Raw genomic sequence first — 24,296 nt, 5'->3', positions numbered from 1 at the left:
TTTGCTCACCGTGTCACCTTGAGCCGTGGCCGCTGGGGCTGCGCCTTGTTGGCTCACCGCATCACCCTGAGCCGTAGTTGCAGGCGCTGCGCCTTGTTGGCTCACCGCATCACCCTGAGCCGAAGCCACTGGGCTTGATGGGAATTGTGTCTCACCTATGGGAAATTTTTCACTTGATGGCGATGAATTGCTTGCGGTTAATTCCATACCTCGCTCGACATTCGCCCTTACCGAATCTGGAAGAGAACCTAAAATTGCTGCTTTATCTTCTGGCGACATCTTATTGGCAATGGACTCAAGTTGCATGTTCGCACCTTGACCGTTAAATCGGGTGTTCTCCATCCTAGATTGAGTTGAACCTTCTCCCTCACCAATGCGGTGGAATCCATCCATTAGATGAATCCGTTCGCTTGAGCTTAGCCCACTCATTACCGGACTATTTTTGGTTGCATCGTCATAGTCAGTTGCATGGTCATAACTTGTACCTGTTCTTGTATGTGCGTCCGAGTTGCGTGATGTTGATAATTTCTGATCAAAGTCCTGTAAGCCTTGAAGCGTCTGAACTAATCTTTCTCTCACAGGCTCCGATAACCCTTCTTGTGCCATTGCTTGAGTCACAATATCTTGAGCACGATCAGTTACGAGTTTCATATCTAGCACTTCGTCTTTAGATGGATTGCCATCTCTTTGCAATCGACTAAATTCAGCGCTTGGTAATGGATTTTTAGTATCACCGTCTGCCGCAATTACTGATGCCAGAGCAACAGCTTTTTGAGTCTTCATATCCTTGTCGGAGCCCAACGTCGAAATAACTTGAGCCGCAGCATTACCCGCATGGGATTGCCGATCTACAATATCTTGACTAGCATACGCTTCGTTCACACGACCAAAGGCTTGTTGTGCATTTTGATATACTGACTTCTCGCTTGGGCTCAATTGACCACTGTCAATGGCCTTACCCAGTAATCCATCGGCCGCGTTAGCCATCGCAGCGATAACTGGCGCCACTTGAGATGCGTGATCGCCGGTGTAATAACTTGATTGTCTATTCGCAAAATCATTTAGCACCCTAGACAATTCAGCTGGAGACTCTGCAGCTGATTTCATCACCTTCATAACGTCATCAACAACCTTTGGCGATACCGCACCAAAAGTTCCCGACTTAAGCTCTTGCCCCAAAGTATCGATGATATTGTTCACACCAGCGGTTCCGCCGACCTTTTGGCTTTCTTCCAACTTCTTCCAAAGGTCATCAATATTCCTGTCTAACTTATCAAGTTTATGCTGCTGTTCAGGTGTCCATTTTGCAGGCGACTCTAGATGTTGATTATCGTAATCCTCTTTAGAAGGCTTAAAGTCCTTAGCTCTTTGTGCTGCCTCATCTTCTACCTTTTGACCTTCTTTGTTAATGCGCTGACCTGTTGCTCCAATACCTGCCTCTTGATCAGACTTGAACTTTTGTTGCTCGCTCGTTAGGGCTGGCTTGTCGTAATCCGATATTTGTGACTGACCAATTTGTGTGAATCGGTCACCTACAGCCATCGCTGTCGTGTTGGCAGATTCCGTTCCATTTACAGCGGCAAATCCGATAGCCGAACCTACGGTAAGATGTCGAACCGCGTCAGCCATCATAGGGTCTGATTGAGTACGTGACATTATATCCGATAACATACCGACAGATCGGTCAGCTATTGAGCCTACATCATTGAGAGGAATTGGTTTTCCATTCGCAGACATAAGAGTCTGCGAATTATTAACAATCCCCTGTAGAGCATTATTATCTCGAGCCACGTCATATAATGATTGATTAGCGGCATAGTCCTGTTTCATCGCATTCAACTTGGCTTCTTCTGCTGTCCCAGTCCCAGCCCCAGCACCAGCGGCTTTAGCATCTAAAGCACTCATTGTGCTTATAAAGTCGAGCGTATCCAAGCCATTCGTAGCAGCATCCCAATCGTTTCCATATTTGCCTCGCATCGCGCCATCAGCGGCATTCTGAGCAATTTGGCGTAACGTATCCGTTTTAGTAAATAATCCCGAATTATTGGTAGAAATCAGCTCGCCAAACTTAATGTTCGCACTACTACCAGCCGAACCTGACGAAGTAACACCATCACGTAATTCACGAGATCTAGCCTCTGCCTGTTGCAATTGTTCGCCTGTGGTTCGCTGCTGTGATACAGCTTCATCTCTAGACTTTGCATCTTGATAAACTGCAGAAGACGTATCTACTTGAGTTGAGTTGTAGGTCTTGCGGTTTGCCTCCGTATTTTGTTCTTGGTATGCCTTGGCGACGCTCTCTTTCTCTGCAGACGTTAAAGTGCTTGTGTTGGTTTCCCCCTCTGATTGAAGCTGAGACCTAATTGTGGATTGTGTTTGCGACCATGTAGCATCGGCTTTGGCATTAACACCAAGCGTACTAAGCAATGTCGATACCGGATTAATACCTTTAGCGCTTTCTGTTTTTGAACTTCCGCTATGGCCAAGCGCCAGTCCTACCCCAAAACTCGTCGCAAACTCATTGGCTTCCGTTTCATTCATAGACGCCAAGGTGTTCAATATTTTCGCTCTTACTTCGCTAGATCCATGTTCGCTTCCCTTTCCTATTAGAGAAGTTGCTGCGAAACCAAGAGTTTCTTCATACCCTAACCCTGCTTGAGCGCCATTTTGGAAGACATTTCCGGTTCCTACCGAAGTGATTAACCTTTCATTAGCAGCACCAACCGCTTGCCTTGCCGCTGTATCCGATTGTGTAATACTGCTAACGTCAGATATTGCTTTACTAAGGGCAGTTGCCCCTGCAGATAGAGCGTTATAGGTTGCCCCCCCCGTACTAAGCCCAGCCATATTTCCGGCACCCTGACGGCTTTCCATCCACTCACCATTCGATGTCATTGTCTGACTATAACCACCTGACGAAACGGTTTTACCATCGCTATTGACCGTCTGTGGTGATACGCCCTTGGCATCCATGTTGGCGCCCATTTGGGCTTTTTGTGTTGCCCCCATCATAGTATGCACACCGCCGAAGACAATCATCATAGCCAGCGCTGGCACCATCGTTTGAATGATTGCCGCTTGAGATACAAAAGTCTCAAGTGTGGTGTAGGCGCTATCCATTCCCCCCAGAGAATCGATACTCCAATTTCGCATGCTAGGCGCAATCATGCAGTTCTGAACCGAGCTCGAATCATTCCCTGGCAGAGAACACATCAGCTTATTGAAATAGTGGTTGGTATACATGTTGACGCCGACTTGGATAATCGGCCAAAAGTTCACAGCGAGTAGAAATGAATAGAGCTTTCCGGCCATCATGATCCCTTTGGAGCCGAAGGTCAGGAAAACCGGAAGCAGCGGAGCAATGAGGAAAATAAAACACTCAAACCAAGTGATAAGTGCAGGGGCAGTTTCCAAGAAAAATGAAGACTGAGCTGCTTGGCTTAAGTGACGCTGTTGAATCGCATCAAATTCTTGCTGAAACGCCAATCGTTCAGAGGGCTCTAACTCTACATAGCTAGCCCCAACTTTGGCCATCATTGCTTTTACAAAGTTGGCTCGATACAAATTTATGAGGTTAGCAGTATCCCCTGTTAAGGACTCGAAGACTTTCTCAACTTGAGACTCTTCTGCCATGTTATACATTATGGCGGCTCTCCCCTTCATTTCTTCGGCCCAAGGACTGCTGTCAGAGAGATCATTGCCTAACTTGGCATAAGCATCGGTACAGGTAATTTTGGTGTATGACTTGGTGTTAACATCATAGTAAGGCGTATACCAGCTTCCCGAGGTGACTTTTAATTTAGTGAAGTCAAACGCCCCAGTGACACTCTCGTCGTGATTTACCTCCTGTACCGCCTGTCCCGTCGGATTTTTACCGTTCCGAATGTCTTCGAAATAACAGTTTTTAAAGTACGCACCCAAATTTTCACCGACAGAACGATAACTCGCATCTGCCTCAGAAGTGCCGACAAATCGGGCTTTAAGTAACGCTTTTAGAGGGTCTATGTTGGTGCCTGGCTCGGTGTCATAATCAGGTGTTATACTGGCATATGCTTCTGACATCCCTTGAGCAAAACCACCACCAATCATGGTAGCTAATGCAGCTGGCGCCACAATCCCAAAGGGCAAAGTAAATGACTGAGACACTTCGCCCGTTCTGACTGACTCAACGTAAAAATCCACCTTCGGGGTGAACAAAAACATGTAAGTGAACAAGGCGATGAAAAACTCCTTTACATGGAATTTATCAGGGGCAAAAATTTGCTTGAAAGCAGACACTAGCAGGGTAATACCCAATCCAATCGCAATAAGATTGCTATTTGCAATGCCGCCATCACTGAATGCCAATTCCGCCGATTGCGCCATCTTTATCAATAAATCGAGGTCACCGAGAGAGTAGATAGTTAACATGAATTACTTACCTCTCATACTTGCACTAAAGTTGATCTGACTTAATAGTTCCTGCTCCATTTCACGTCTTCTGTTGGCCATTTCTTCCCTTTCGAGGCTCAGCGCGTCGATTTTCTCTAACAACTTTGATGAAAACGCGCCGCGCTGACCTTTATCAGTCGAAGCCATCTTACTCGCGGCAATTCGTAGTCCGTCAAGCAACTGCTGGGTTGCATCTATGGCCATCGCTTCGGAGATAAACTTACAATTACCTGTATTGATGACATTGACTGTTGAGGCTCGTTTAATAATGTCTTCAAATTCACTTCTCATATTGGCCATGATCTGTGCTTGAGAATCACTATAATTTCCTTTCTGAGCATAGATGGCCATGATGCTCGAACCGACTAAGTTAGAATCGACTAAGCCACAAATTGCATCACCATAAAATCGATAGAACGAATCCAAATAGCGTGGATCGCTAATTGGTACAGTCGCGACCTTAGCCGATAGACACTTGCTATCGGCAGATTGGGCCTGCTCACAGACCACCATTTGTTTAGCTACAGCCATTGATGTAGTCGCTTGAGGCTGATACAAGTCTTTCAATGAAACTTGTGGGCTAAATGACTGACTGACCGCATCACTTCCTGCTGAAGCCGATGCAGTTAATGTGCTGTCGAATTTATAAATTTCAGTCCCTAAAATAGTCATTAACATTTGAGCGACGACATGGCGGTCTGAGGATAGGGTTGGGACGGTAGTTTCAGACTGCATGAAGGTTTCATACACCGAGTTGAACTGCATCTCGTCGCCAGCCTGAGTCAACTGTGCAGCTTTCGAGTGGGAGTCTATTGAACTGCGCTCAACCGTCGATGAAGCGAATGAATCAAACCAAGCACCCGCCGAATCATTGTAGGCTTTCCACATTTTACGGTCACTTTGTACCTGAAGTGATGGCCACTGTTGCTCGGCCAGATCAGCCCATTCCTCGCAATCTTTGCTGATAAAATCATTTAACGCATTGAGGCGTTTCGCTAGGTCTGCGAGAATTGCATTACAGTCCGGGCATAACATTCCCATTGCTAATTGGAATGCGTACATCGGGGCGGCGGCGGCGATAGATCTTGCCATCTGAACAAGCTCTTCACGTTTTATAATGGACAGTGAGCCGCCGAAGAAGTCGATCCCCTTGCAGGATGATTGAAGGTAAGGAGCCCTAACCGCCACAATCTTTTCGTTAGTGGTTTTAATCCGTACCGACGCACTCCCCAGAGAAAATCCGTCACGTTTAGCGCCTGAATATGAAGTTGCACCGGAGCTGGCAGACAACATCTGATCCCATAAATTGTTTAACCCGCTTGCAGCTGTCGCTGATAACGGGCAACAAAGTAAAGCAACTATAACTTTCTTTTTCATTCTTGTTCACCCTCGCTATCAGGTTTTCCGAGCATAAAATTCCGCATCTTGTTAATGAGGTAGTCTGGGTCTTCATACACTTTTTGCGTGTCAACCTTGGCTTCTGCATCGGTCATATACAGAGCTCGTACCTGCTTCACATTATTAAGTTCTGCTTGGCTAATAATTTTCTCGCGGCTAGCGAGTTCGATGATCCTTTCACTGAGAGAATCCATGCCGATTAGCCCAGAACCCAACAGGAAGTAATCACCCGTGTTGTTGGTTAGATACAGTGTTGGTGTCGCCAAGACGTCGAAGCGCTGCGCCATGTCGGAAGTCGCCACTCGATAATCGCCTAATGCTAAAAAGTCATCATTTGGAACGGTGCCGCCATCGAGAGAAACAGGCATGATCGACCATCCATATTCCTTTGCCAGACGGATTAGGTAGGGAGTTTGCTTTGCGCAATACGGACACTGAGAGCCATAGAAATAAATGAGGGTGGCTTTCTTGCCGATGGCTTGAATTAACTTCCATTGGTTTTCAGACTGAGCGCCTTTGAAAGTTTGCAGCGTCACGTCGTTTTCAGGACGGCGTAACCCTTCATCGAGGTAAGGGTCAAACATTTGTTCGGAAATATAAGTAGCGGCAAACTGGTTGGCGCGATCTATTGCGGCACGCTGGATGTAAAGGTAGCGTTTAACGTCTTCTGGTTTTCCAGTGTTAAGCGCCAACTCCTTTGCCTTGGGCAAGTTTTCTTGGAACCACTTAACGCTCATGGCCTCTACTGAATTTTTACTCGTTTCAGTCTCAGTTGGTGCAGAAGATGGCGTTGGCACTATAGGTTCTTCCTCTTCCTTTTCTTCGGGCTCAGGAATGTACTCGTGCCAATACCAGCCCTTTTCGCGTTGTTTATAGAAGTTACCACCATCATTGCTATTTGCAGGATCTTCTGCCACAACTGGCAGAGCCAGAGCCGCAAAAATCAAAGCCATCAATTTATTTACTTTCATTACGCCAACACACTTTTTATATTCTATAGGCTAAATATATCACGCCTCACTGGATGAAAAAAAGCCGCCTTAATTGCAGGCGGCTGATTTATTGTTTTTCACGTTTCTCGGGCGACAAAAAATCATCACTAATATCAAAGTCATCTTCCATTGGACTTCGAGGTTCTGCATCTGCTTCCACTTTCTCCCTTTCACTTTCGACTTCTACCTTCGGCGCCAACACAGTGCCTAGATTAAATCCCTGCTGTCTCACCATTAATCCAAATTCCATCAGGGTCATCATCTCGCGGGTCAGTGCCTTTGGCCCAAACTGATCTAAATGAGCGAAAATTAGCGGGTGAGTATCATCGGCAATCCGAATGTGTCTCTCGATTGTTTTGGGCATCCCTCACCTCAGACTGCTTTTAACTTTTGATAATCGCCTCGCGCTATGGCTCCACGAATGAATTGCTCGCCTGCGGTTTGCAAGCCACGGGCAACAGCTGTCAGAGAGTCATCAACGACTTCGATTTTGTGGAAAGGGAATGCGCGCTGAATCGAAGGCAGGTATACCGCTGCGGCACCACCGGAGACAATAATCAGGTCAATGTCCTGACCATCACCTACTTTGTTGACGACACTTGTTAATGCTTCGTCAGTAACAGACCGAATCGCGCTAGTCACATCAAATAGATCGCACTTAGGGAATTTCATCGCTTTACCGTACAGCTTAAGCTCACCACTGATAAAGGCTTGGTCGATCAACTCAGGGTTAATCTGTTTGATGTTGAAACCTTCGAGTTGCGAGCGCAGCGCGACTTCGACTGCACCAATCACTTTGGACATCCCAGTTTCAGAATCACCAGAACGATTTGGACTGACCTTCAATCCTTTCGACGTAATGAAGTCGGTGGTCATATAACCTGGGTCAATGGATAACATGGTTTTATCTTTGCACTGGGCAAAGCGTTCATTTCCGCCTTGGCGCAAAAATGACATCAACGCACCAAGCGGTTGTTCAAAAACCAAGACCTGACGAATGGTGACCTTGCGACTCGGTGTGATTTGGTGAGTGCCGGTATAAATCTTGGCGAGTTCATCTTTCCTGAACATGACACTCACTGGCAGACCAAGCACTAACACATCTATATCGATGTGATTTGATTTGCCTAAAAATGACAGGGCGCCAAACAATAACGCTTTATAGCGGTCACTCGTGATAAACGATTCTGTGTTGAGAACGCGAACATTTCGCGAACCGACCGAGGTCCCTACGTCTGAACCAACCTCATAGGTGATTCCATCGACTTCCACGTTTGTTACATCGCGTTCCTCGCCTGCTAAACCCAGATTAATATCCGATTTAATCGGAATAGGCAGGGACGGGAACGTCTTCACTGAGTAATTGCCTAGCGATTCCTTGTGTACACAAGTCGTTGTGCCATAGCCAACATCGACTGTGATGATGACGGGATTATTCATAAATACCAACTCCACACCAAATGACCCCCAATCTGGGGTTTTAAGAGGGTTTTAAGAGACTTCCAAAACCTTTCCAGCTTGCTCTTGAAGATTATTCTTACCATTCCAATACCAATCTGGGATCCATATAATACACAATATATTTAGCTCGTGTATTATTTATTTTGCGTGTATATTATGCACTTTGTTATCCATAACATGTCGCTAGTGAATTAATCAAAACATGAAATGGCTAACGAACTGAAGTGCAACTAAGTCTGGCTTAGTAGCGAAATTCCTACTCTGGATTCTTCGAAATTAAGCAGTTTTAACGGCTTCCAAAATCAGTAAATCAACGCTCTGAATGCGCAAGTTGGCTCACGAACTGGGAAAAAACCTGAAGTGGCCAACTGAATCGCAGACGTGAGAAAGGATTTCTCAGGGGGCTTGCCCATGAATCGGTGTGTATATCACGCGAAAAGCATGAGTTGGCCAACGAACTGAAAATCTTCAAAGGATGGCCAACACCGGAGGCACCTGGGATTTATCCCAAACTCAACTGGCAGAATGACGAATAGTGAGCGACACGAGTTCGCCAACGAACTGGGTTTCTGCATGAGTTGTCCCCGTAGGCCGAAAACGGATTACTGAAGACGAACAAACAGTAGGTAAATGAATGAATGACTACTCAGGTACTTCGGGTAGCTCTGAGAACGGGAAGCCCGTACCCGCATTAGGGTTCCAGTTGGTGAATACCATCAGGAGCCTAGAGGGGTTGATTGAAGCCGCTCAGTTTCAGGCAAAGGTCATTGTCGATGATTACTGGCTGAAATGGAGATCTTCAAACCGTCAGTTGCGCAGTGATGACGGTGGGAAGTTTAGTGGCGGTGAGATGGCCCCCCGGGTCGTTGTAAAAAACGAAAAGGTGTATTTGGTCTGGACGAGGTATCGACCAGGGCGAGTTGGAAACATCAGCAAGTCTTGGGGCGATGACGTTAAACCGACCCAGCGCGGATACACCTTAGACCAGTTAACCCGCAAATCCCCAGAGTGGGAGGCGCGAATGATTGAAGACACAGAGAATCGATTGGCTCCGTTGAGAGAAACCCTTGAGTGTCTACATGAAGCAAAAGTCAAACTACGTCGCATAGAGCGAAAACAATCCTAGGAGGATTATATGAGTCAGACCAACGAGAACCCACAAGTTGCATCAAAGCGTACTCAGAAACCATCTGCAGTTCGTCAAGTTCAGCAGCGTAAATTCATTCTGAAGGAAATGGATTTCAAGAGCAGCGCCATCCAGCAGCTGTTTAGCAATGATGCTCGTCAGCAGAATATCAAATACAGCATTGCCCGTATCGCTGGTCTATTTGTGTTGACGTCTAACAACAAAGAAATCCGTGACCGTTTAGATGCGTGGTTTGTAGCTGAGCAAGAAGAAGCTGTTCGTCGCAGCACCCTTCTCAACACAATCCACAACAATGAGTTGTCTACCTCGCTTGGCAACAATGCCGATTTTGACGTGGTGACACCAGAATCGTTCAGAGTGACGTTCCAAATCGAGCACCCAATCTACTGGCGTGTAATCGACGTAATTTCCCAGATTGATGAATCTATCGCAGCTATTGAAAACCTCTGGTTAGCTGGCGTGATTTCTGAGTCAGTCAGCAACAATAGTCGCGGCATTGCGATGAACACCATGACTCGTTTCTTTGGTCGCATGAGAACTGTAGCTACAGATTCAGCTGACCGTAAGGGCGGAATTTATTCGTTAGACGCTTACAACAAAATCATGCAAACCATCACCCGCAACAATCCAGATGACCAGTCAGCTAATGACGACTCAGGGGCTGAAGAAATTGAGCAGGATTCCGGAAACCTGGTAGTGAACGCATAATGAAGAAAATAGCCAAGCTAGTTAGTTTGGCTGTTCGATCCTTCTTACTGGATGGCAAAACCCCAGATAAGAATGCGGTACGGATGGCTTTTGGTGGGATTGAAACTAAAGCGGTCAGCGAAGAGTTGGTAGAGACTTTCTACCCTCCCGTAGCTGACGGTGTAGCAGTCGTGAATCAAGCGAGAATCATTAAATCCAATAATGACCTAATCGATATGTCGATTCGTGAACTGGGTTTGACTGATATTCACCGTGACACGTTCAATCCTGCCAACCTATCTGAATACAATCAAGTCTATAACGCACAGACATTGGTTAGGGATGTGGTAGCGAATTTCCTTTCTTACGCTCACTTACTCCCAGCCTCAGAAAACCATCATCACGCAGCTGTTGGTGGTTTAGCACGTCACAGTCTTGAGGTGGCTCTGTTCTCCCTGCGTCACATGGCGTCGGTTGATATTAGAGAGACCAAATTTACCGACGAATTGCACGGAAAGAAAATCCGTTGGCAATATGCGGCGTGGGTAATCGGGTTAGTGCATGACATCGGTAAAGCGCTGCATGATATGACCGTGCAGGCCGATGATTCAGTCTGGAACCCACAACTCGAAAATATCTATGATTGGTCAGGGCGCAACCAAGTATCCCGTTATCAAGTGACGTGGAACTATGCAGACCGTCACGGCAAGCACATTGGGCTTGCATCATCCATGCTCAACACGGTACTGACCAAGGCAGCTAAGCAGTATTTGTTTGGCACTCAAGATGACCTTCAGGTCGCCATCTATGAAACCTTATCAGGCAGTATCGAAGTTAATAACTCACTGCGAGACAGTCTAAAAAAAGGCGAAGCGCGTTCCGTCCACAAAGACATGATGTGGCAATGGGACAGATTAACCGGTGCTCGCAAGATGCCACTGGAAGCAGCGTTTATTAAGCGCTTACAAATGATGCGTCGCGGCTGGAAGGTAAACGAAGAGAAAGCCGATATTTGGTGCCTGGGCGCCGAAGATGTGTACGTGTCTTACCCAGCAAGTTTCAACAAGGTGATGTCATCGCTCAAGGAAGATGGCTTTAACGTCCCAATGCAAGTCGGAAAAATGCTTGAGATGCTGGTAGAGCGTCAGCTATTTGAACCGCTGTTTGAGGATTACACCAGTGGCCACTTGCACCCTGTTACGAATCCAGAATGGACGGCAGGGCCAATCAAAGTCGTTAAGCCAAAATGGGCAGGCATCGTTTATGGCGAGGATATTCCGCAACGCGGCATTCATGGAAAAATCTCATTAACCCGTGACGATTCGCTGTTAATCCATTACGCCGATACGGGGCTAATCACCCTGACAGATACCCGTGAGCCAGACCCGCAAACTCCGGCTAACAACACGGCTGCACCAACCCAACCCGCTCCTGCGCCAACCCCTACTCCTGCGGTAGCACCGGTACAGCAGAATGGGTCGCAAACAAATCAAAGTAAGGCTCAGACAAAGAAACCGAATAAGCAATCAGCTCGAGCGAGCACCAACACTCCGGCACCAGCACCAGCAACAACGCCAAGTGAGCCAGCGCCAGAGAAATCGCAAGTCGAAACTCAGGTAGAGCCAGAACAATCCAATACCAGAGCTCCGGCGCCAGACACCAAGGGTATCGTGTTTAAGAACATGAATGACACTCCGATAGTCAATGAGCCAGCGGAGGCGGCAGTAGAGATAACTGAGCCAATAGCTCAAGAAATGCCTGTAGAAGTGTCGAAGGAAAAGACCTGTATTGATCTGGTAATCGAATGCCTGTTAACGGCTAACAACACACTACATCGAGCAAAGCTGGATGGTGAAGTGCTGACATTGAATGCCAGTCTATTCGAAGAAATCGACCAGCAAATGAGAGGGCTTGGTTTTGACGAGGGTGCCGTGCTGACGGATTTGATCGATAACAAGTTACTGGTTCCAGACCCTAAAGCGCCGCGTAAAGTTATTCATGTCGTTAACAAACAAAAGTTCTACCAGCTGAAGCTAACCGACGTTCTGGCCAAGCCAGTGGGTGACATGCTGACTGAGCTTCAAGCTAAAGCAGATGAACGCAAAGCTAGAAAGCAAAAGAATAAAGCCCTAACCACCGAGGTCATTACAGAGTCGAATAACCTGCCCACGCAGGAGTCATCTATCAATGATGTGATTGATGGCACGATGACAGAAGTCGCGGAGCAAGATTTATCACAGTTAACGCCTAACGAAGTATCACCTGAATTAAGTGGTCAGTTTGATTTAGAACCGTCGTTCATTGATGACGCGGTAGATAGCTTGATTGCTGAAGACCAGGAGCAAGATTTATCTTCGTTAATGACTGACGAACTTCCACCATTATCTGAGTACGCCCAAGAGATGTCCTTGGCCATGCCGGAGAATGAGCTGTCATGGTTTACGCCAGAAGAACTATCGATGTTAACTACTGACACGGAAATATCCGTACCCGTCGCTGAAGTGGCCATCGAAACCACCGTAGAGCCCGTTCCCACGACTGCGAGCGCTCCCCCTCCTGCTCCGCAGATATCGACACTTTCACAACTAAAAGACGCCACTGGTAATAAATCTCCGAAGGAAAAGAGCAAGTACCCGCCAGAGTTGCAAGTGTTCATTGCTTGGGCGATGGCTCGCGCAGGCAAGTCCGGCATTGACCGCCTCTCAGGGGTGATCCGAATCCAAAGTTTCGCGTTAACCACTTACGAGCAAGAAGCTGGGTTAGCCAAAAAAGAGGCGACTAGCCTCAAGCGCACAGCAGGCGACAACGCCTCAATTGCGACTGACAGCAACCAAGTTGCATGGATGGTATTTGAGACAGTAGGAATAGAGCATGAGTAAAAGCATCGAGACCAACGGCTTGTTCATGGAAAACATGTATAGGCCGATATATGAAATTAAATCCAGTTATGCTTGGGCTGGAGCTTCCTTGTTCACGGCAGGCTCGTGGGTATACCACGGGGTGAGTGGACACGATGTATCGCTGGTTGCAGTTTCAGTTATTGCGGCCACAGCTGGTATGTCTGTTAAGCGTTTAAAAGAAGCCTTACCGCAAATCCGTCGGCAGGTTAAGTTGGTCTACAACTATCAATACTTCGTTGAATCTAGCGCTTTGTGGGCGCTGAGCAAAACCCAGAGGGATAAGGCCTTCTTTGGTCGCGGCTTTGAGTGGACGATCACCGAAGCAAACCGAGCTTATCAGCTGGTGGGTAAACGCCCAGAACACGCTAAGGGTTTCTTGCCTTGGGCAGTGCGAAGAGCACTGAAGAAAGTCGAAGCAGATACCGAGAAATTAGAAGGTCGGCCGTGGATTCAGGGGTGTGGTGACGAGCAGGATTTGTGGCTGGATGCGTCGCTATTCTGGTCTCACAGTTTCTACACCGGATTACCAGGTGCGGGTAAAACAACGATGTTAACGCTTAACAGTGTTGGCGCCCTTTACCGTGGTAACTCTGTATTAGTGTTAGACCCTAAGAACGATCCAAACTGGAAGAACAGATTACGCGCAGAAGCGAAGCGTTTAGGCGTCCCGTTTTATTACTTCAACATTGCTGAGCCAAGTCAGTCGGTGCGTATCGACCCACTGGTGAACTTTACAGTGACGACCGAGATTGCATCGCGCTTAGCTAACGTCCTAGAAAAAGGTTCAGGAAGCTCTGAGGGTTTTCGCTCCTATGCCTGGGACTCATTCTACGTCACGGCTGAAGCATTACGTTTTATCGGTAAGCGACCATCAATCAAGATGGTCGCTGATTACATGCTAAACCGCAAAAGCGAATTAGCCCTAGCAGCCTTAAGCAAGATTATGACTATGCATTACGGGCCAGATTGGTACGCGAACATGGCGACCCAAATTGCCGAGGAAGGCCGCGGCAGTTTGCTACAGGGTTTAATCATGCGCTACCAACAGGTGTTAATCCCTGACGACAAAGGTGAAGACGCGGTATCGAGTTTTATTGGTTTCTTAACGCACGACCAATCTCACCAAAGTAAGATGTTAGCGACCACCAAGCCGATGTTAACCCAGTTAACCGCTGCGCCGCTGGACAAGATGTTAAGCCCTGACCCGAATGATACGGAAGACGAGCGTCCTATTATCGACATCAAGAAATTCATTGATACGGGCGGCGTGTTGTACATCGCCACCGATTCATCGGGTAATCCTGCAATTTCAGCAGCTACATCGAAACTCATTATGGAGGATACCTGCGCGGCAGCTGCTTCACGTTACAACTACGAAGGCGGAAAAGGGGTGCGTGTGTCGGTGTTTGGTGACGAAATCCACTCTGCACTCTCCGACGGCCTAATTAACTTAGCAGCGATGGGTCGTGGTGCAGGCTTTGAATTGCACCTATCTACGCAGGGTGTTCCCGATTTGATTGATAAAGCCGGTGAAGCAGTAGCGAGCCGGGTCCTGTCTTTAACCGCTAACTGGTTCTGTCTGCGAGCTCGAGATGATATCACCAGGGAGCGATTTGCGGCGCTACTCCCGGAGTATCCAATTAAGTCAAAGCAATGGCAGTTAAGCTCTAACACCGATTCGACCAGTAAGCTCCATAACTTCTCGGGCTCGGTGGGTGAGCGGATTATGGAAGCTGACAAGCCAGCGTACCCTCTTTCATTGATGTCGGAATTACCTAAGTTGCAGTACGTCGCACGTCTGGCCAACGGTAAGACCTATCAATGTCGTATTCCGATTTTACTGTAGTGAGTGTTGATTATGGACGATGTAGTTGAGAGTAAGACCCTGCACGGCAGGTTGATTTTAGCGGCTGGGGCATTAATCAGTATTTATGTACTGATTTTCATGCAGCCCCAAGAGCATAACGAGATGTTACGAAAGGAAATCTCAAATATCGAAAAGGCCATTAGCACTGAGGCGACAAAGGTTGTGGTGTTCAGGGCGAAGGGTTGGTACGAAGCGACGATGGTGGAATCTGGTTTAGCCGCGTTCATCGACCAGTATCACCAAGACACTGGCTTAAAGGGGGACCAGTTGTGGCGTACACCGCTTACACGGATTGCTCAAAACATCAAAACCATTTGGTATCAGTGTTTACTGAGAGTATCCCTGCTGATTTTCTGGTTCTGGATGGCCATTGGTTTGATAGCCGCGTCAGCGGTTGACGGATTGATGCAGCGGAAAATTAAGCAGCATGAGTTTACGGCGCCTTCGACGGGTTACTTCAGGGTAGCGCTCTGGTCAGGGATATTGGTCGCAATTCTGTTAGAGCTTTACTGCATTACCCCTGCGTTAATCTCCAATGAGATATTCCCGCTATTTCCACTATTCGCCGCAGTCATTATCGGTTGGTTGTTGAAAACCACCTTGGCTAACAGCGCGAAGAACATGTAACCCCCTCTTCCGTGTGTCATCTTTAATATAGATAGCACGCGCCCTACAAATAACGTGTTGACAGTAACAAGCAAACAGTTAAAATTTGACCGTCACATTTAACGGAGATCCACAATGAACCAAAGCGCTAAAACCGAAAAGAAAGGACTGATCCAGCAGTTTAAAGAAGCCCCTGTTGCCGTAAGAGCGTTTTTCGCACTTATCGTTGTCGCGGTAGCTTGCTCATTGCTGTTTGCTGGAGAAGCAAGTGCGGTATCAGCATCTGGCGCGACCCTACACACATTCTTCGACCAAATGTGGGACGAGGTAAAGGGTTTAATGACGGGTGCGCCTGCTAAGGCAATCATGGGTTTGTCAATTTTAGGCACTATCGCATTCTCAATGATTAAACCAAACCTAATTGGTTTCTTAGCATCTGTAGTCATAATTCTGGTACTGGCTAACGCGCCTACAACTATCGACGGCAGTTTAACTGTAACCGTAGAAGCGCTGAAAGCTGGCCTAGTTCACTAATAGCGACAATTTTTGCGGTATCAAGGAAGGGTGCAATCTTATATGCACCCTTTTTTTTCAAGGGGTGAGACATGAGTGAAGCGAGATTTCCTAAGCGTTGTAACGGCGCTATCAAAGTTGGAACTATCCACTGGGACTCAATCAAGCTGGCGGTGATTGTGATGGTTTTTGGTCTTGCATCAGGTCACATCAACTTAGGCATTATCGCGGCAATTACCAGCATGGCCGTAGTAGAAACACTGTTTAAAAAGTTTGGGCGTGGCGTATTAAAGCATCTGTTATGGGTAAACGGTTTGTGGATTTCCAAAGGGCCGGAAACCCTCATGTCACCAGCCATTCGTCGATTAATTAAGTAAGAGGTCAACATGCTTTGGAAATCGAAGATTAAAGAGAGTTACGACAATCTCAATATCTCTAACAAAAACATAGGTCGTTCTAATCTGGCACTAAGCATTAGCGTGGTACTTTTGCTGTTCATGGTGATGACCAAGCAGACCGAAGTCATTGTCATGCCAAACGACTTTAAAGAGCCGATTGTCATGAACGGCAATAGCGTGACTCAAGAATTCAAAATCCAATGGGGCCTGATGATTGCAACCATTATCGGCAACATCACCCCCAAGAATGCTAAGTTCGTCATCGACAGGGTGACCAAGATGATCCCGTTAGAACTTAACCCCGATGAAGCGGAAGCGACGATGGCCGCAGCTATCGAAGAAATGGCGCTTAGGGGTGTTAGTCAGAAGTTTGTCCCGTCTGACGCGATTTATTCATCTGTCACAGATTACGTATGGGTTGTGGGTGAACAAACCACAATCTCATTAAAAACAGGCGCAGCTGATACTACTGCGTACACCTTTGAATTAAAAATCGGGATCCGAAACGGCAATCCCATGATTCTGGATATTCAACAATATCCAGCTGCTGTTAACCCTGCTCAACGTGAGCGTGAAATTCTCCAAGGTAAAAACGCAACAACGGCCTTGGATAAAGACAGTGTGATTAAAATCGAGTCACGGTGAGACCTATGAATAAAAGACCCCTTTCAACTGCAATCCTTCTTTCATTAATGATCGCTCCTGCTTTTGCGGCTGACGATGACATTTATTCGTTACCGACTGAATCGGTGAATCCGCAACGAGTACCTGTTTTGGGTACTGATTTCAATCAAGCAGAAGAAAAGCTACAGGCTGAATTAAACAGCCCTTATGCGAATCAACCTCTGTCCATCGATACGAGCAAAGAAATTGGTACCCAAACTGCATTATCGGTTTCGCCCAATGAACAAGTGCTCTATCAACAGCCAGTGACCCAGCCGCCATCGCAGCAACCGATGCAACAAGCAGATCATCAACAAGTCCCCACTTACGGCGGCGCGAGCCCTGTTAATCCGACGGCGATCTCCCCTGCCAATGCCGGAGAAGTCATTAGCCGTCGTGATGACTCAATGGACTACTTACGCAAGCAGTACAAAAGTCATCAAGTGATTGCATTGAAAGCCGGTGGCACAACGACATTGCCAATTTCGCTGTCAACCACTAACCGAATCGCGACCTCTTTCAAAAACGCCAAAATAACCACGTCAGTACCGAGTGATGCGGCGCTGGTTTACGGTGAGCAAGGTTTTGTGTACGTCACACCTGGCGTTAACGCTGGCGCGATTGACTTGATAGTTGAAGAAGATGGCGCACCAGAGACCGCAGTATCACTCTACTTGGTGCCATTAAACGTCCCGCCAGTGCTCGTGGAGTTAACCGTTAGCTATAACGCGAGTCAACGCAATGCAGCTTTGCAAGCCGTGTCTATCTACAGCGAGAACGAAGCTAAGGAGCTGGAATCGGCAAAACAAGCAGAGCGTGAGCGTATTACTAATAACCAACCCGTCGCTGACAGCCATGTTGACGATGTAATGACATTACTGGAAGTTGTGGCTAAAGCCGAAGTTCCGGCAGGTTACGAACTGCTTGAAGGTGACACCATTCCGGCGGAAGTGCGTTACCCGTGCGATATTCGCCAAATGCTCCCCCTTTACCATGAAGTGAAACAACGCTTAATTGGCTCCAAATTGGTCGTTGACATCATGGAGGTCAGAAACGATGTCAATGGCTTACGTTCATTCCGCGACGAGGCCTGCATGGGGCCTCGTCGTGAAGATGTGATGGCCGTTGGTGTGTTAGATAAAGCGACATTAGGCCCAAGGGAAAGCACCGAAGTGTACATTCTGCGTGACCGCAGCTACTTCGAGCGCCAAATGAAAGTTCCACGTCGTAGTCGTGTAGGAGGTTAACATGCAAGCGTTACAGGATTTAAAAACCAAGTGGCTTGCGCTTCCATCGAATCAGCGCACTATCGCGTTAATCGTGATATTGGCAATACCTGCTTATCTTGTGGCTGAAGCCATTTTCCCTTCAGCGCCGAAAACCCCTGTCAGCTCAATCCCAGCCAGAGCGAAGCCTATGTTTATGAGTACCATGGGGAGCGAGCGCTTGGAGTCCACCCAGACTTCCGGCCAGCTCATAGCTATGCGAAAGAAAATTCAAGAGCGTGAAAAAGCGATTGATGCACAGTACACCGAGCAAAAAGCTAGTGAAAAGCGAATTCAGCAACAGGTCGATACCCTGCAAATGTCTCAGCTTGAATCACAAAAACGCCTCGAGACCATCGCGCATCAAATGCAAATGCTGGTTGAACAACAAAGCAAAAATGCCGCAACAGCTCGAGACAGTGTGAGCGCGAAAGGAGCTCGACCAGAAAATATCGCCCAGCAAGCACCTTCATTGCCAAGTACCGAGTTTAGCCTAGACCCAATGGCAAGCCTTAAGTCGAATGTCGCCATGACCCCGCCAGCGTCAAAGACTTTAACCATGAACCGTGGTGACGTGAGTTTAGGTAAGGCCGCTGCCACAGGTGATGAAGCAAATGTTGGTAATGCGTCAACAGCCAAAAACCAAGTCGCAGCCAAAGCAAAACAAGCGATTTCTCAAGAGAACACAGGTTCTATCAAGAAAACTGAAAAAGAGCCTGAGACATGGTTGTCAGCTGGCACAGTAATACCAACCGTCTTGCTTACGGGTCAACATGTACCTACCAGTTCATCGGCGCAATCAAACCCAGCTCCAGTGTTATTAAAAATCGTAGACGTTGGGGTGATGCCTAACGGTTTCACTATCGATCTAGTGGGTTGCACAGTGATTGGCGCGGCCCGTGGTAGTGCCAGTACCCGTCGTGTCGAAATCCGCGCTGAGAGTATCAGCTGTATCGACCAGAGAGGTCGTGCGATTGAACAGCCGTTCATTGCCGCAGTGCAAGGTCAAGACGGTCATAGCGGTATCCCAGCCAAGTTAGTAACACTCTACGGTGAAGTGGTGAAGCAATCCTTCTGGGCAGGCATCTATGGCACTGGCGCCCAAACCCTCACACAAGCCGCGACCAATCGAGTGTCTGGTGATGTGGTTTATGACGGCACCTATTTCAAAAACACGGCGACCAGCTCACTTGCTGGTGGCTCAAGTACCGCATTCGATAAGATTGCTGACTTCTACCTGCAGTTAGCCGACGAAGCCAGGCCGTATCTGGAAATGCACGGCGGCATTGAAGGTGTTGACCTCATTGTTCAACGCGGTGTTAGTCTCAAATATAAGGGTTAAGCAATGACAACCGAAAACGTAAATTCTGAAAAATTGGAACCGACTATCGGCGCTCTGGCTGAGCCAGAGCAAGCCGCTCCCGCTGAGGTTGCACAATCCGTCGCTGAGCCAACGCCAGCGACACCCGCGGCTCCGCAGGGCTTGTCCCCCGTCAAAATGATCATGGTGATGGCAGGCCTAGTGCTGCTATTTGGCGTGATGAAATTTGGCATGAGCTTCTTTGGCACGGGTGTAAGCGCCGAACAAACCAATACTCAATCCAAAATCGTAGTAGCAGATTTAGGTGAGATGTTTCAGCAATGGTCAAAGGAATCGGTTAACCAAGCGGATTTAAGCTCGGCGGCTCAAGAACTGGGACAGCTCTACTTTGACATGGGATACCTCGTCATAGATAGCAGTATGACGCTGCGCATTCCTGAAGAGTTCAAAATGGACATCCCAAGAGCAGAGGTGTTGCTCCGCATTAAGCAAATTCGTAGCGAATACCAAGACGAAGGCAAAGTACCGCCATCGCCACAGCAGCTGCTTCAGATGGCAGGGAATTAATTGTTTATGGCTGACATGGAAATCGCTCAAGCGTTGTTGGCAGCTAGTGAACAAAACCAGCTAGCCCAGATTATTGAGACTCACAATCTGGGTGAGCTCCCACACTCACTGCGATTAGCCATCAACATATTTGAGATTAACGCAGATAATATCCAGCAACACCCCGAGGCAGCGCAGTCCCTTCTGCGTTGCCCAATTCCAACGACATTTGGTGAGACTGAATCAATCAGGCGCACCATATTGTCACTGCTCACCCAAAAGCACAGTTAGGCAGGATGTATGGCCAGTAAGAAAGCAGCCAAAAAAATCACCGGCGATGACGAAAATGTTATGGGCTTACGCCAACAGCGTCCCATCCGTGTTCATTTACGTCGGCACTTTAGCGAGAGCAAATCAGAGTTAACTCGTGCCATTGAGCGGTCACAAGAGATCTATATAATCGCGCTTTGCTTAGGGGCGCTTGACTGCCTTTATTGGCAGGCTATGGGCTTAGGGGAAATAAAACTGGCCAAGGGCATTAGCCGCTTACTGGCTAAATCCTATCAACATCACCCAATACGGGTTAGCTCAACACCTATTTGACGTTATCAGCAAGGAAATCATGGACGTAGCAACATCTTTTATTCAACTTGACCAGCCTTTGTTTATGCCTGGGATCACCGGGACAACCAAGGCTTTATCAGCGTTAATAACTGACATCGATTGGCCAACCGGCGCGACATGTGCGATGCAGGAAGAGGACGGCGAAATCATTTTCTGGAAAGCGCCAGTGGAGATCGTCATGTCAGTGCGTGACGACGCGGAAAGCCGTGGGGCTCTGCCGTCACTTAGCTTCATTCATTTAGTGCTCAGCTGCGTGAGTAGAATATAGTTCCTCATACTGAGTATTAAAGTTTCATACTTAAATGACAACGATCAGAGTACGCGCCATTTCTAAAACGTTTACGTCCCTACCTAAGCCAGCGTCTCTCAGGCGCTGTTTGGACAGAAATCATTCAGAGCAAAAGTCTGGATTGTGTACTTTCCCGAAACAATCCCCATTCTAAATCAACCTAAACCGTTCACTTCCCATTCTAGCGCTGCCGAAGACGTTTGCACTTCCAAGATGAATTTGACACGACCATTGTCCAGTAAACAGATAGCCAAATAAGTAATGTATTTTATAATCGATACACTCCCCCTTGCCGCGTATTAAAAAATAGATACAACAATCTTTATAATGTATGCGAAATTAGATACCATTATCTCTGTAGTGTATTTAATTTGAGATACAAAATTATGAAAAAATCCGGTGTCTATGCCGTTGCACTCAAGCAAGTCAAAGCAAAAATCAGCGCTTTACTCGGTTTATCTGTGCCTAAACCGCCGAAAAATGGTTGGGTGCGCAGTATCCGTGAGGCCTTGGGGATGTCGGGCGCGCAATTAGGTGAACGTCTTAATCTCTCTCGTAATCAGGTCTCCATATTGGAGCGTAAAGAAGCTGATGAAACCATCACACTCAAACAACTTAAACAACTGGCGACCGGGCTCGATGCCGAACTGGTTTATGCGATTGTTCCGCGTCAGTCGATTGATGACATGATAGAAGCGCGCGCTATGGAGTTGGCCAAGCAGCGTTTGGCCATGAGCCACCAATCGATGTTTTTAGAAGCACAGCAGTTAACCTCAGAGCAACAACAGCAAGCGCTGGTTCAATTAGCCAATGAAATTAAAACGGGCAGCACCCGAGATTTGTGGAAAGTCAGTTTGCAGGAGAAATACCAATGAGTCTGTTTGTTGAACCAGAGGGTGCAACCCAACTAAATGCCGATGATGTTGCCGGGCTGAAATTTGATCACATCACGACTCGCGAAGAGCTTAATGAGCTTGAAAATGCCAACATACTACAAGGGTTGAGTTGGTTATCCACGACGCCTAAAACCAGCATGGATGACATTCTTTCTATGGCGTTTGTGGAAGAGTTGCATCAACGTTTGCTTGGTGATGTGTGGGAATGGGCCGGCAGCTACCGTCACCGAGAGTTGAACATTGGTGTCGATCCGCTGAATATCCGGCCAGATTTATACAACTTACTGGAAGACATCAAATGCTGGATTGAGTTTGAACACTATGACAGCCTAGAACTCTCGGCTCGGATACAGCACAGGTTAGTTAAAATTCACCCTTTTCCTAACGGCAACGGACGTCACTCGCGAGTGATGACGGACTACATACGAATGGTACTACTCAAACAAAAGCCTTTAGTTTGGTCCAATACAGATTTGGATAAACAAAGCCAAGAGCGGGGTGAGTACATTGCGAGCTTACGCCAAGCTGATGCCGGCGATTATGCGCCTTTAATTCAATATCTTCAGGCGAAAGGGAATGTGACTTAAACCAAGCGTTAAGAGCTAAATATACAATTACAGTGTGGATAGTTAAAACAGGCTGGAACGTCAGCCTCTTTTCTTTGTACAGAGAGCAAGCTCACCAAAACAACCCCCAACACCACAACGGCAATTCTAAGTAACTTTGGGACAACAATTAGTTTCGTAAAATCGAATATCAGCAATTAATGAATAACTTCAGGTGTGGTAAATCGGTTATTTCCACGACCAAATTTTATTGCACTGCTCAATCATTATATGTATGTAAATAACTCCGCCCTCAAATCTGAAGGTTCCACCTCCGAACCCAAACATAACTTTATTTGCTCAATATAGTCTTTATTAGTACCTACAACATATCGATGACACTGATTATATGTAGCCATTGCTAAGTAAGTTGTAAAAAGCGGGTCTAGGTTCATAGCGTGATTTTGAACTGGCGAAAAGGTGATCAACTGATTATTAGATAAAGGCATAATAAACTTAGACTTAAATGCAAACATCTGAGTCAAATCGTCAAAGAGTAGCGGGTTATCTCCCGTTAAAAAGTTGTTCCAACCTCCGTATTCTGGCGAAACATGATGGACTTTCCATGATTCATAGTCACTATCATGTACCTTAAAATCAAACGTTAATAGAGGCAGCATAAAGCTACGAAAGTAATGTCTGAACCCTGAGTCATTTTCTAATGCGTTTTTGATTTGATCACAATCGCCAATATTGACTCCATTCAGTGTAATTCTGTCTCCAAACCGTGTTAAGTCTAGAGTTTTAATGTACTGCTCTACAAAGGGATCTAACAAAGGCATTCGCCAAAATTGAAACGCTACAAATATCTTTAGAAGATAAATGCCTTCTTTGGATATTAGTTCTTTCGCCAACAGGCCCTTGCGAACTAAATCAAAAAATTGCCCCAATGGTGCTTCAATTGTCCCGTAGAGCTTTTCTAGTGCATCAGTTTGCACACCTCGATGTGTGATTGTATTCCTATGTTTTTCGAATAATATTGTTCGAGGTGTTTGCTTATCTTTCTTGAATGATTCCAACTGTTTATCAAATACTTGAATACGACCAGACTCAGCAATAAAGCCTCGTAAATACAATTGTGGGACATAGTGATGATTAATTGAACTCAAAACTTACCTCATACATATAACACTTTCTATACCGCGCTAAGCCGCTCTTTTGCATAGATATAATGCGGCCTTTCGTTTAAGTCTTCAACAGAAAATCAATAACTTAGTGAGGGTGTTAAAAAGTTAGGGTGCACTGTGAGTCCATAATTTCTGAACGTGCTGAGTTTGGATAACTTTTTGTAGGGCAAAAGTTCATTAACAGAATGTGTATGAGCTTCTACTCTAAACCATTAAGGGGCATAACTGAGTCAGCGAAGATCTCGCTGACTCAAAGATGGACATTTTCCGAGTTAAAGCCTTAACTCTAACTCGTCAGTTTCGGATAAGAATTTCTAGGGATAACGCAGAAAACAAGCGCGGCTTTGTAGTGAAGGAGAAGCCGCAGCGAAGAGGAACCGAGAAAGCTTTATCTGTCTCGATTAAGTTGATTGTTAGTTTTACTTACGTTTTAAATACTTCATGATTTTTTCTGCTGACTGAAACGATTGTGATTCATAATGGCTTTGTTTCCAAAATCGGTTGAACTAATTTTGATGCCGATGATCAGATCGGCATCATTTACTGACTCACCCAACTAT

The 24,296-nt window shown here is 46.7% G+C and carries 22 protein-coding genes; 16 read left to right on the top strand and 6 right to left on the bottom strand.

All coding sequences use genetic code 11. The features are described from left to right. The 5 genes from SHEWPOL2_RS05720 to SHEWPOL2_RS05700 all read right to left on the bottom strand — a co-directional run. A partial coding sequence (locus tag SHEWPOL2_RS05720) for a conjugal transfer protein TraG N-terminal domain-containing protein (RefSeq protein WP_037426930.1) occupies positions 1-4,410 on the bottom strand: 4,410 nt, incomplete at its 3' end. Positions 4,411-4,413: 3 nt separating this feature from the next. Beyond that, a complete protein-coding gene (locus SHEWPOL2_RS05715; protein WP_037426927.1) occupies positions 4,414-5,808 on the bottom strand; it encodes a conjugal transfer protein TraH in 1,395 nt (464 codons plus the stop codon). Next, positions 5,805-6,800 carry a conjugal transfer protein TraF gene (gene traF / locus SHEWPOL2_RS05710; protein WP_037426922.1) on the bottom strand — a complete coding sequence of 332 codons (996 nt, stop codon included), beginning with the start codon at positions 6,798-6,800 and terminating at the stop codon, positions 5,805-5,807. Before traF ends, SHEWPOL2_RS05715 begins: the two co-directional genes overlap by 4 nt. 88 nt (positions 6,801-6,888) lie before the next feature. Continuing rightward, on the bottom strand, positions 6,889-7,185 hold the full coding sequence (locus tag SHEWPOL2_RS05705; RefSeq protein WP_037426919.1) for a hypothetical protein: 297 nt from the start codon (positions 7,183-7,185) through the stop codon (positions 6,889-6,891). 8 nt (positions 7,186-7,193) lie between these two features. Further along, entirely contained in the window at positions 7,194-8,261 is a 1,068-nt protein-coding gene (locus SHEWPOL2_RS05700) for a hypothetical protein (protein WP_011711604.1), read from the bottom strand. Positions 8,262-8,988: 727 nt separating this feature from the next. On the opposite strand from SHEWPOL2_RS05700, the gene mobI reads away from it, so the two are divergent. The 16 genes from mobI to SHEWPOL2_RS05620 all read left to right on the top strand — a co-directional run bounded on the left by mobI (position 8,989) and on the right by SHEWPOL2_RS05620 (position 22,591). Next, complete coding sequence (mobI, locus tag SHEWPOL2_RS05695) at positions 8,989-9,408, top strand: conjugative transfer protein MobI(A/C) (protein WP_011711603.1); 420 nt, start codon at positions 8,989-8,991, stop codon at positions 9,406-9,408. A gap of 9 nt (positions 9,409-9,417) precedes the next feature. Then, positions 9,418-10,137, top strand: coding sequence for a hypothetical protein (locus tag SHEWPOL2_RS05690; protein WP_011711602.1), 720 nt, complete (start codon positions 9,418-9,420; stop codon positions 10,135-10,137). Next, positions 10,137-12,995: a MobH family relaxase gene (gene mobH, locus SHEWPOL2_RS05685; RefSeq protein ID WP_037426917.1), complete on the top strand. Its 2,859-nt coding sequence runs from the start codon at positions 10,137-10,139 to the stop codon at positions 12,993-12,995. Before SHEWPOL2_RS05690 ends, mobH begins: the two co-directional genes overlap by 1 nt. Beyond that, a complete protein-coding gene (traD, locus tag SHEWPOL2_RS05680; RefSeq protein ID WP_037426915.1) occupies positions 12,988-14,862 on the top strand; it encodes a conjugative transfer system coupling protein TraD in 1,875 nt (624 codons plus the stop codon). The genes mobH and traD overlap by 8 nt, the downstream gene beginning before the upstream one ends. Before the next feature lie 12 nt (positions 14,863-14,874). Continuing rightward, complete coding sequence (locus tag SHEWPOL2_RS05675; protein WP_037426913.1) at positions 14,875-15,510, top strand: DUF4400 domain-containing protein; 636 nt, start codon at positions 14,875-14,877, stop codon at positions 15,508-15,510. Positions 15,511-15,624: 114 nt separating this feature from the next. Further along, positions 15,625-16,023 (top strand): hypothetical protein, encoded by a 399-nt coding sequence (locus SHEWPOL2_RS05670; RefSeq protein WP_083848304.1) that lies wholly within the window; start codon positions 15,625-15,627, stop codon positions 16,021-16,023. 71 nt (positions 16,024-16,094) lie between these two features. Then, positions 16,095-16,379 (top strand): type IV conjugative transfer system protein TraL, encoded by a 285-nt coding sequence (locus SHEWPOL2_RS05665; protein WP_011711597.1) that lies wholly within the window; start codon positions 16,095-16,097, stop codon positions 16,377-16,379. 9 nt (positions 16,380-16,388) lie between these two features. Further along, positions 16,389-17,045, top strand: a complete 657-nt coding sequence (locus SHEWPOL2_RS05660) for a TraE/TraK family type IV conjugative transfer system protein (protein WP_011711596.1) — start codon at positions 16,389-16,391, stop codon at positions 17,043-17,045. Positions 17,046-17,050: 5 nt separating this feature from the next. After that, the gene (locus tag SHEWPOL2_RS05655; protein ID WP_239642741.1) at positions 17,051-18,310 is read left to right on the top strand and encodes a type-F conjugative transfer system secretin TraK; all 1,260 of its coding nucleotides are present in this window, start codon (positions 17,051-17,053) and stop codon (positions 18,308-18,310) included. A gap of 1 nt (position 18,311) precedes the next feature. Beyond that, the gene (locus tag SHEWPOL2_RS05650) at positions 18,312-19,670 is read left to right on the top strand and encodes a TraB/VirB10 family protein (protein WP_011711594.1); all 1,359 of its coding nucleotides are present in this window, start codon (positions 18,312-18,314) and stop codon (positions 19,668-19,670) included. A 3-nt stretch (positions 19,671-19,673) separates the two neighbouring features. Then, positions 19,674-20,216 carry a hypothetical protein gene (locus SHEWPOL2_RS05645; protein WP_011711593.1) on the top strand — a complete coding sequence of 181 codons (543 nt, stop codon included), beginning with the start codon at positions 19,674-19,676 and terminating at the stop codon, positions 20,214-20,216. A gap of 6 nt (positions 20,217-20,222) precedes the next feature. After that, entirely contained in the window at positions 20,223-20,486 is a 264-nt protein-coding gene (locus SHEWPOL2_RS05640; protein WP_037426906.1) for a hypothetical protein, read from the top strand. A gap of 9 nt (positions 20,487-20,495) precedes the next feature. Then, complete coding sequence (locus tag SHEWPOL2_RS05635) at positions 20,496-20,798, top strand: hypothetical protein (RefSeq protein WP_011711591.1); 303 nt, start codon at positions 20,496-20,498, stop codon at positions 20,796-20,798. Positions 20,799-20,817: 19 nt separating this feature from the next. Continuing rightward, positions 20,818-21,087, top strand: a complete 270-nt coding sequence (locus SHEWPOL2_RS05630) for a hypothetical protein (protein WP_037426904.1) — start codon at positions 20,818-20,820, stop codon at positions 21,085-21,087. Positions 21,088-21,494: 407 nt separating this feature from the next. Next, entirely contained in the window at positions 21,495-21,983 is a 489-nt protein-coding gene (locus SHEWPOL2_RS05625; RefSeq protein WP_011711582.1) for a mobile mystery protein A, read from the top strand. Beyond that, the gene (locus SHEWPOL2_RS05620) at positions 21,980-22,591 is read left to right on the top strand and encodes a mobile mystery protein B (protein WP_011711581.1); all 612 of its coding nucleotides are present in this window, start codon (positions 21,980-21,982) and stop codon (positions 22,589-22,591) included. The genes SHEWPOL2_RS05625 and SHEWPOL2_RS05620 overlap by 4 nt, the downstream gene beginning before the upstream one ends. A 245-nt stretch (positions 22,592-22,836) precedes the next feature. On the opposite strand, the gene SHEWPOL2_RS05615 is transcribed toward SHEWPOL2_RS05620, so the two are convergent. Continuing rightward, positions 22,837-23,718, bottom strand: coding sequence for a DUF4238 domain-containing protein (locus SHEWPOL2_RS05615; protein WP_037426901.1), 882 nt, complete (start codon positions 23,716-23,718; stop codon positions 22,837-22,839). Positions 23,719-24,296 lie beyond the last annotated feature (578 nt).

The organism is Shewanella sp. POL2 (assembly GCF_000282755.1).
Classification (GTDB): domain Bacteria; phylum Pseudomonadota; class Gammaproteobacteria; order Enterobacterales; family Shewanellaceae; genus Shewanella; species Shewanella xiamenensis.
The sequence above is the reverse complement of the archived record's forward strand: the minus strand, read 5'-3'. Positions and strand labels throughout refer to the sequence as shown.

Coding starts and splice junctions, on each gene's coding strand:
- SHEWPOL2_RS05715 (WP_037426927.1), bottom strand. CDS start 5,808: ATGAAAAAGAAAGTTATAGTTGCTTTACTTTGTTGCCCGTTATCAGCG.
- traF (WP_037426922.1), bottom strand. CDS start 6,800: ATGAAAGTAAATAAATTGATGGCTTTGATTTTTGCGGCTCTGGCTCTG.
- SHEWPOL2_RS05705 (WP_037426919.1), bottom strand. CDS start 7,185: ATGCCCAAAACAATCGAGAGACACATTCGGATTGCCGATGATACTCAC.
- SHEWPOL2_RS05700 (WP_011711604.1), bottom strand. CDS start 8,261: ATGAATAATCCCGTCATCATCACAGTCGATGTTGGCTATGGCACAACG.
- SHEWPOL2_RS05690 (WP_011711602.1), top strand. CDS start 9,418: ATGAGTCAGACCAACGAGAACCCACAAGTTGCATCAAAGCGTACTCAG.
- mobH (WP_037426917.1), top strand. CDS start 10,137: ATGAAGAAAATAGCCAAGCTAGTTAGTTTGGCTGTTCGATCCTTCTTA.
- traD (WP_037426915.1), top strand. CDS start 12,988: ATGAGTAAAAGCATCGAGACCAACGGCTTGTTCATGGAAAACATGTAT.
- SHEWPOL2_RS05675 (WP_037426913.1), top strand. CDS start 14,875: ATGGACGATGTAGTTGAGAGTAAGACCCTGCACGGCAGGTTGATTTTA.
- SHEWPOL2_RS05670 (WP_083848304.1), top strand. CDS start 15,625: ATGAACCAAAGCGCTAAAACCGAAAAGAAAGGACTGATCCAGCAGTTT.
- SHEWPOL2_RS05665 (WP_011711597.1), top strand. CDS start 16,095: ATGAGTGAAGCGAGATTTCCTAAGCGTTGTAACGGCGCTATCAAAGTT.
- SHEWPOL2_RS05660 (WP_011711596.1), top strand. CDS start 16,389: ATGCTTTGGAAATCGAAGATTAAAGAGAGTTACGACAATCTCAATATC.
- SHEWPOL2_RS05655 (WP_239642741.1), top strand. CDS start 17,051: ATGAATAAAAGACCCCTTTCAACTGCAATCCTTCTTTCATTAATGATC.
- SHEWPOL2_RS05650 (WP_011711594.1), top strand. CDS start 18,312: ATGCAAGCGTTACAGGATTTAAAAACCAAGTGGCTTGCGCTTCCATCG.
- SHEWPOL2_RS05645 (WP_011711593.1), top strand. CDS start 19,674: ATGACAACCGAAAACGTAAATTCTGAAAAATTGGAACCGACTATCGGC.
- SHEWPOL2_RS05640 (WP_037426906.1), top strand. CDS start 20,223: ATGGCTGACATGGAAATCGCTCAAGCGTTGTTGGCAGCTAGTGAACAA.
- SHEWPOL2_RS05635 (WP_011711591.1), top strand. CDS start 20,496: ATGGCCAGTAAGAAAGCAGCCAAAAAAATCACCGGCGATGACGAAAAT.
- SHEWPOL2_RS05630 (WP_037426904.1), top strand. CDS start 20,818: ATGGACGTAGCAACATCTTTTATTCAACTTGACCAGCCTTTGTTTATG.
- SHEWPOL2_RS05625 (WP_011711582.1), top strand. CDS start 21,495: ATGAAAAAATCCGGTGTCTATGCCGTTGCACTCAAGCAAGTCAAAGCA.
- SHEWPOL2_RS05620 (WP_011711581.1), top strand. CDS start 21,980: ATGAGTCTGTTTGTTGAACCAGAGGGTGCAACCCAACTAAATGCCGAT.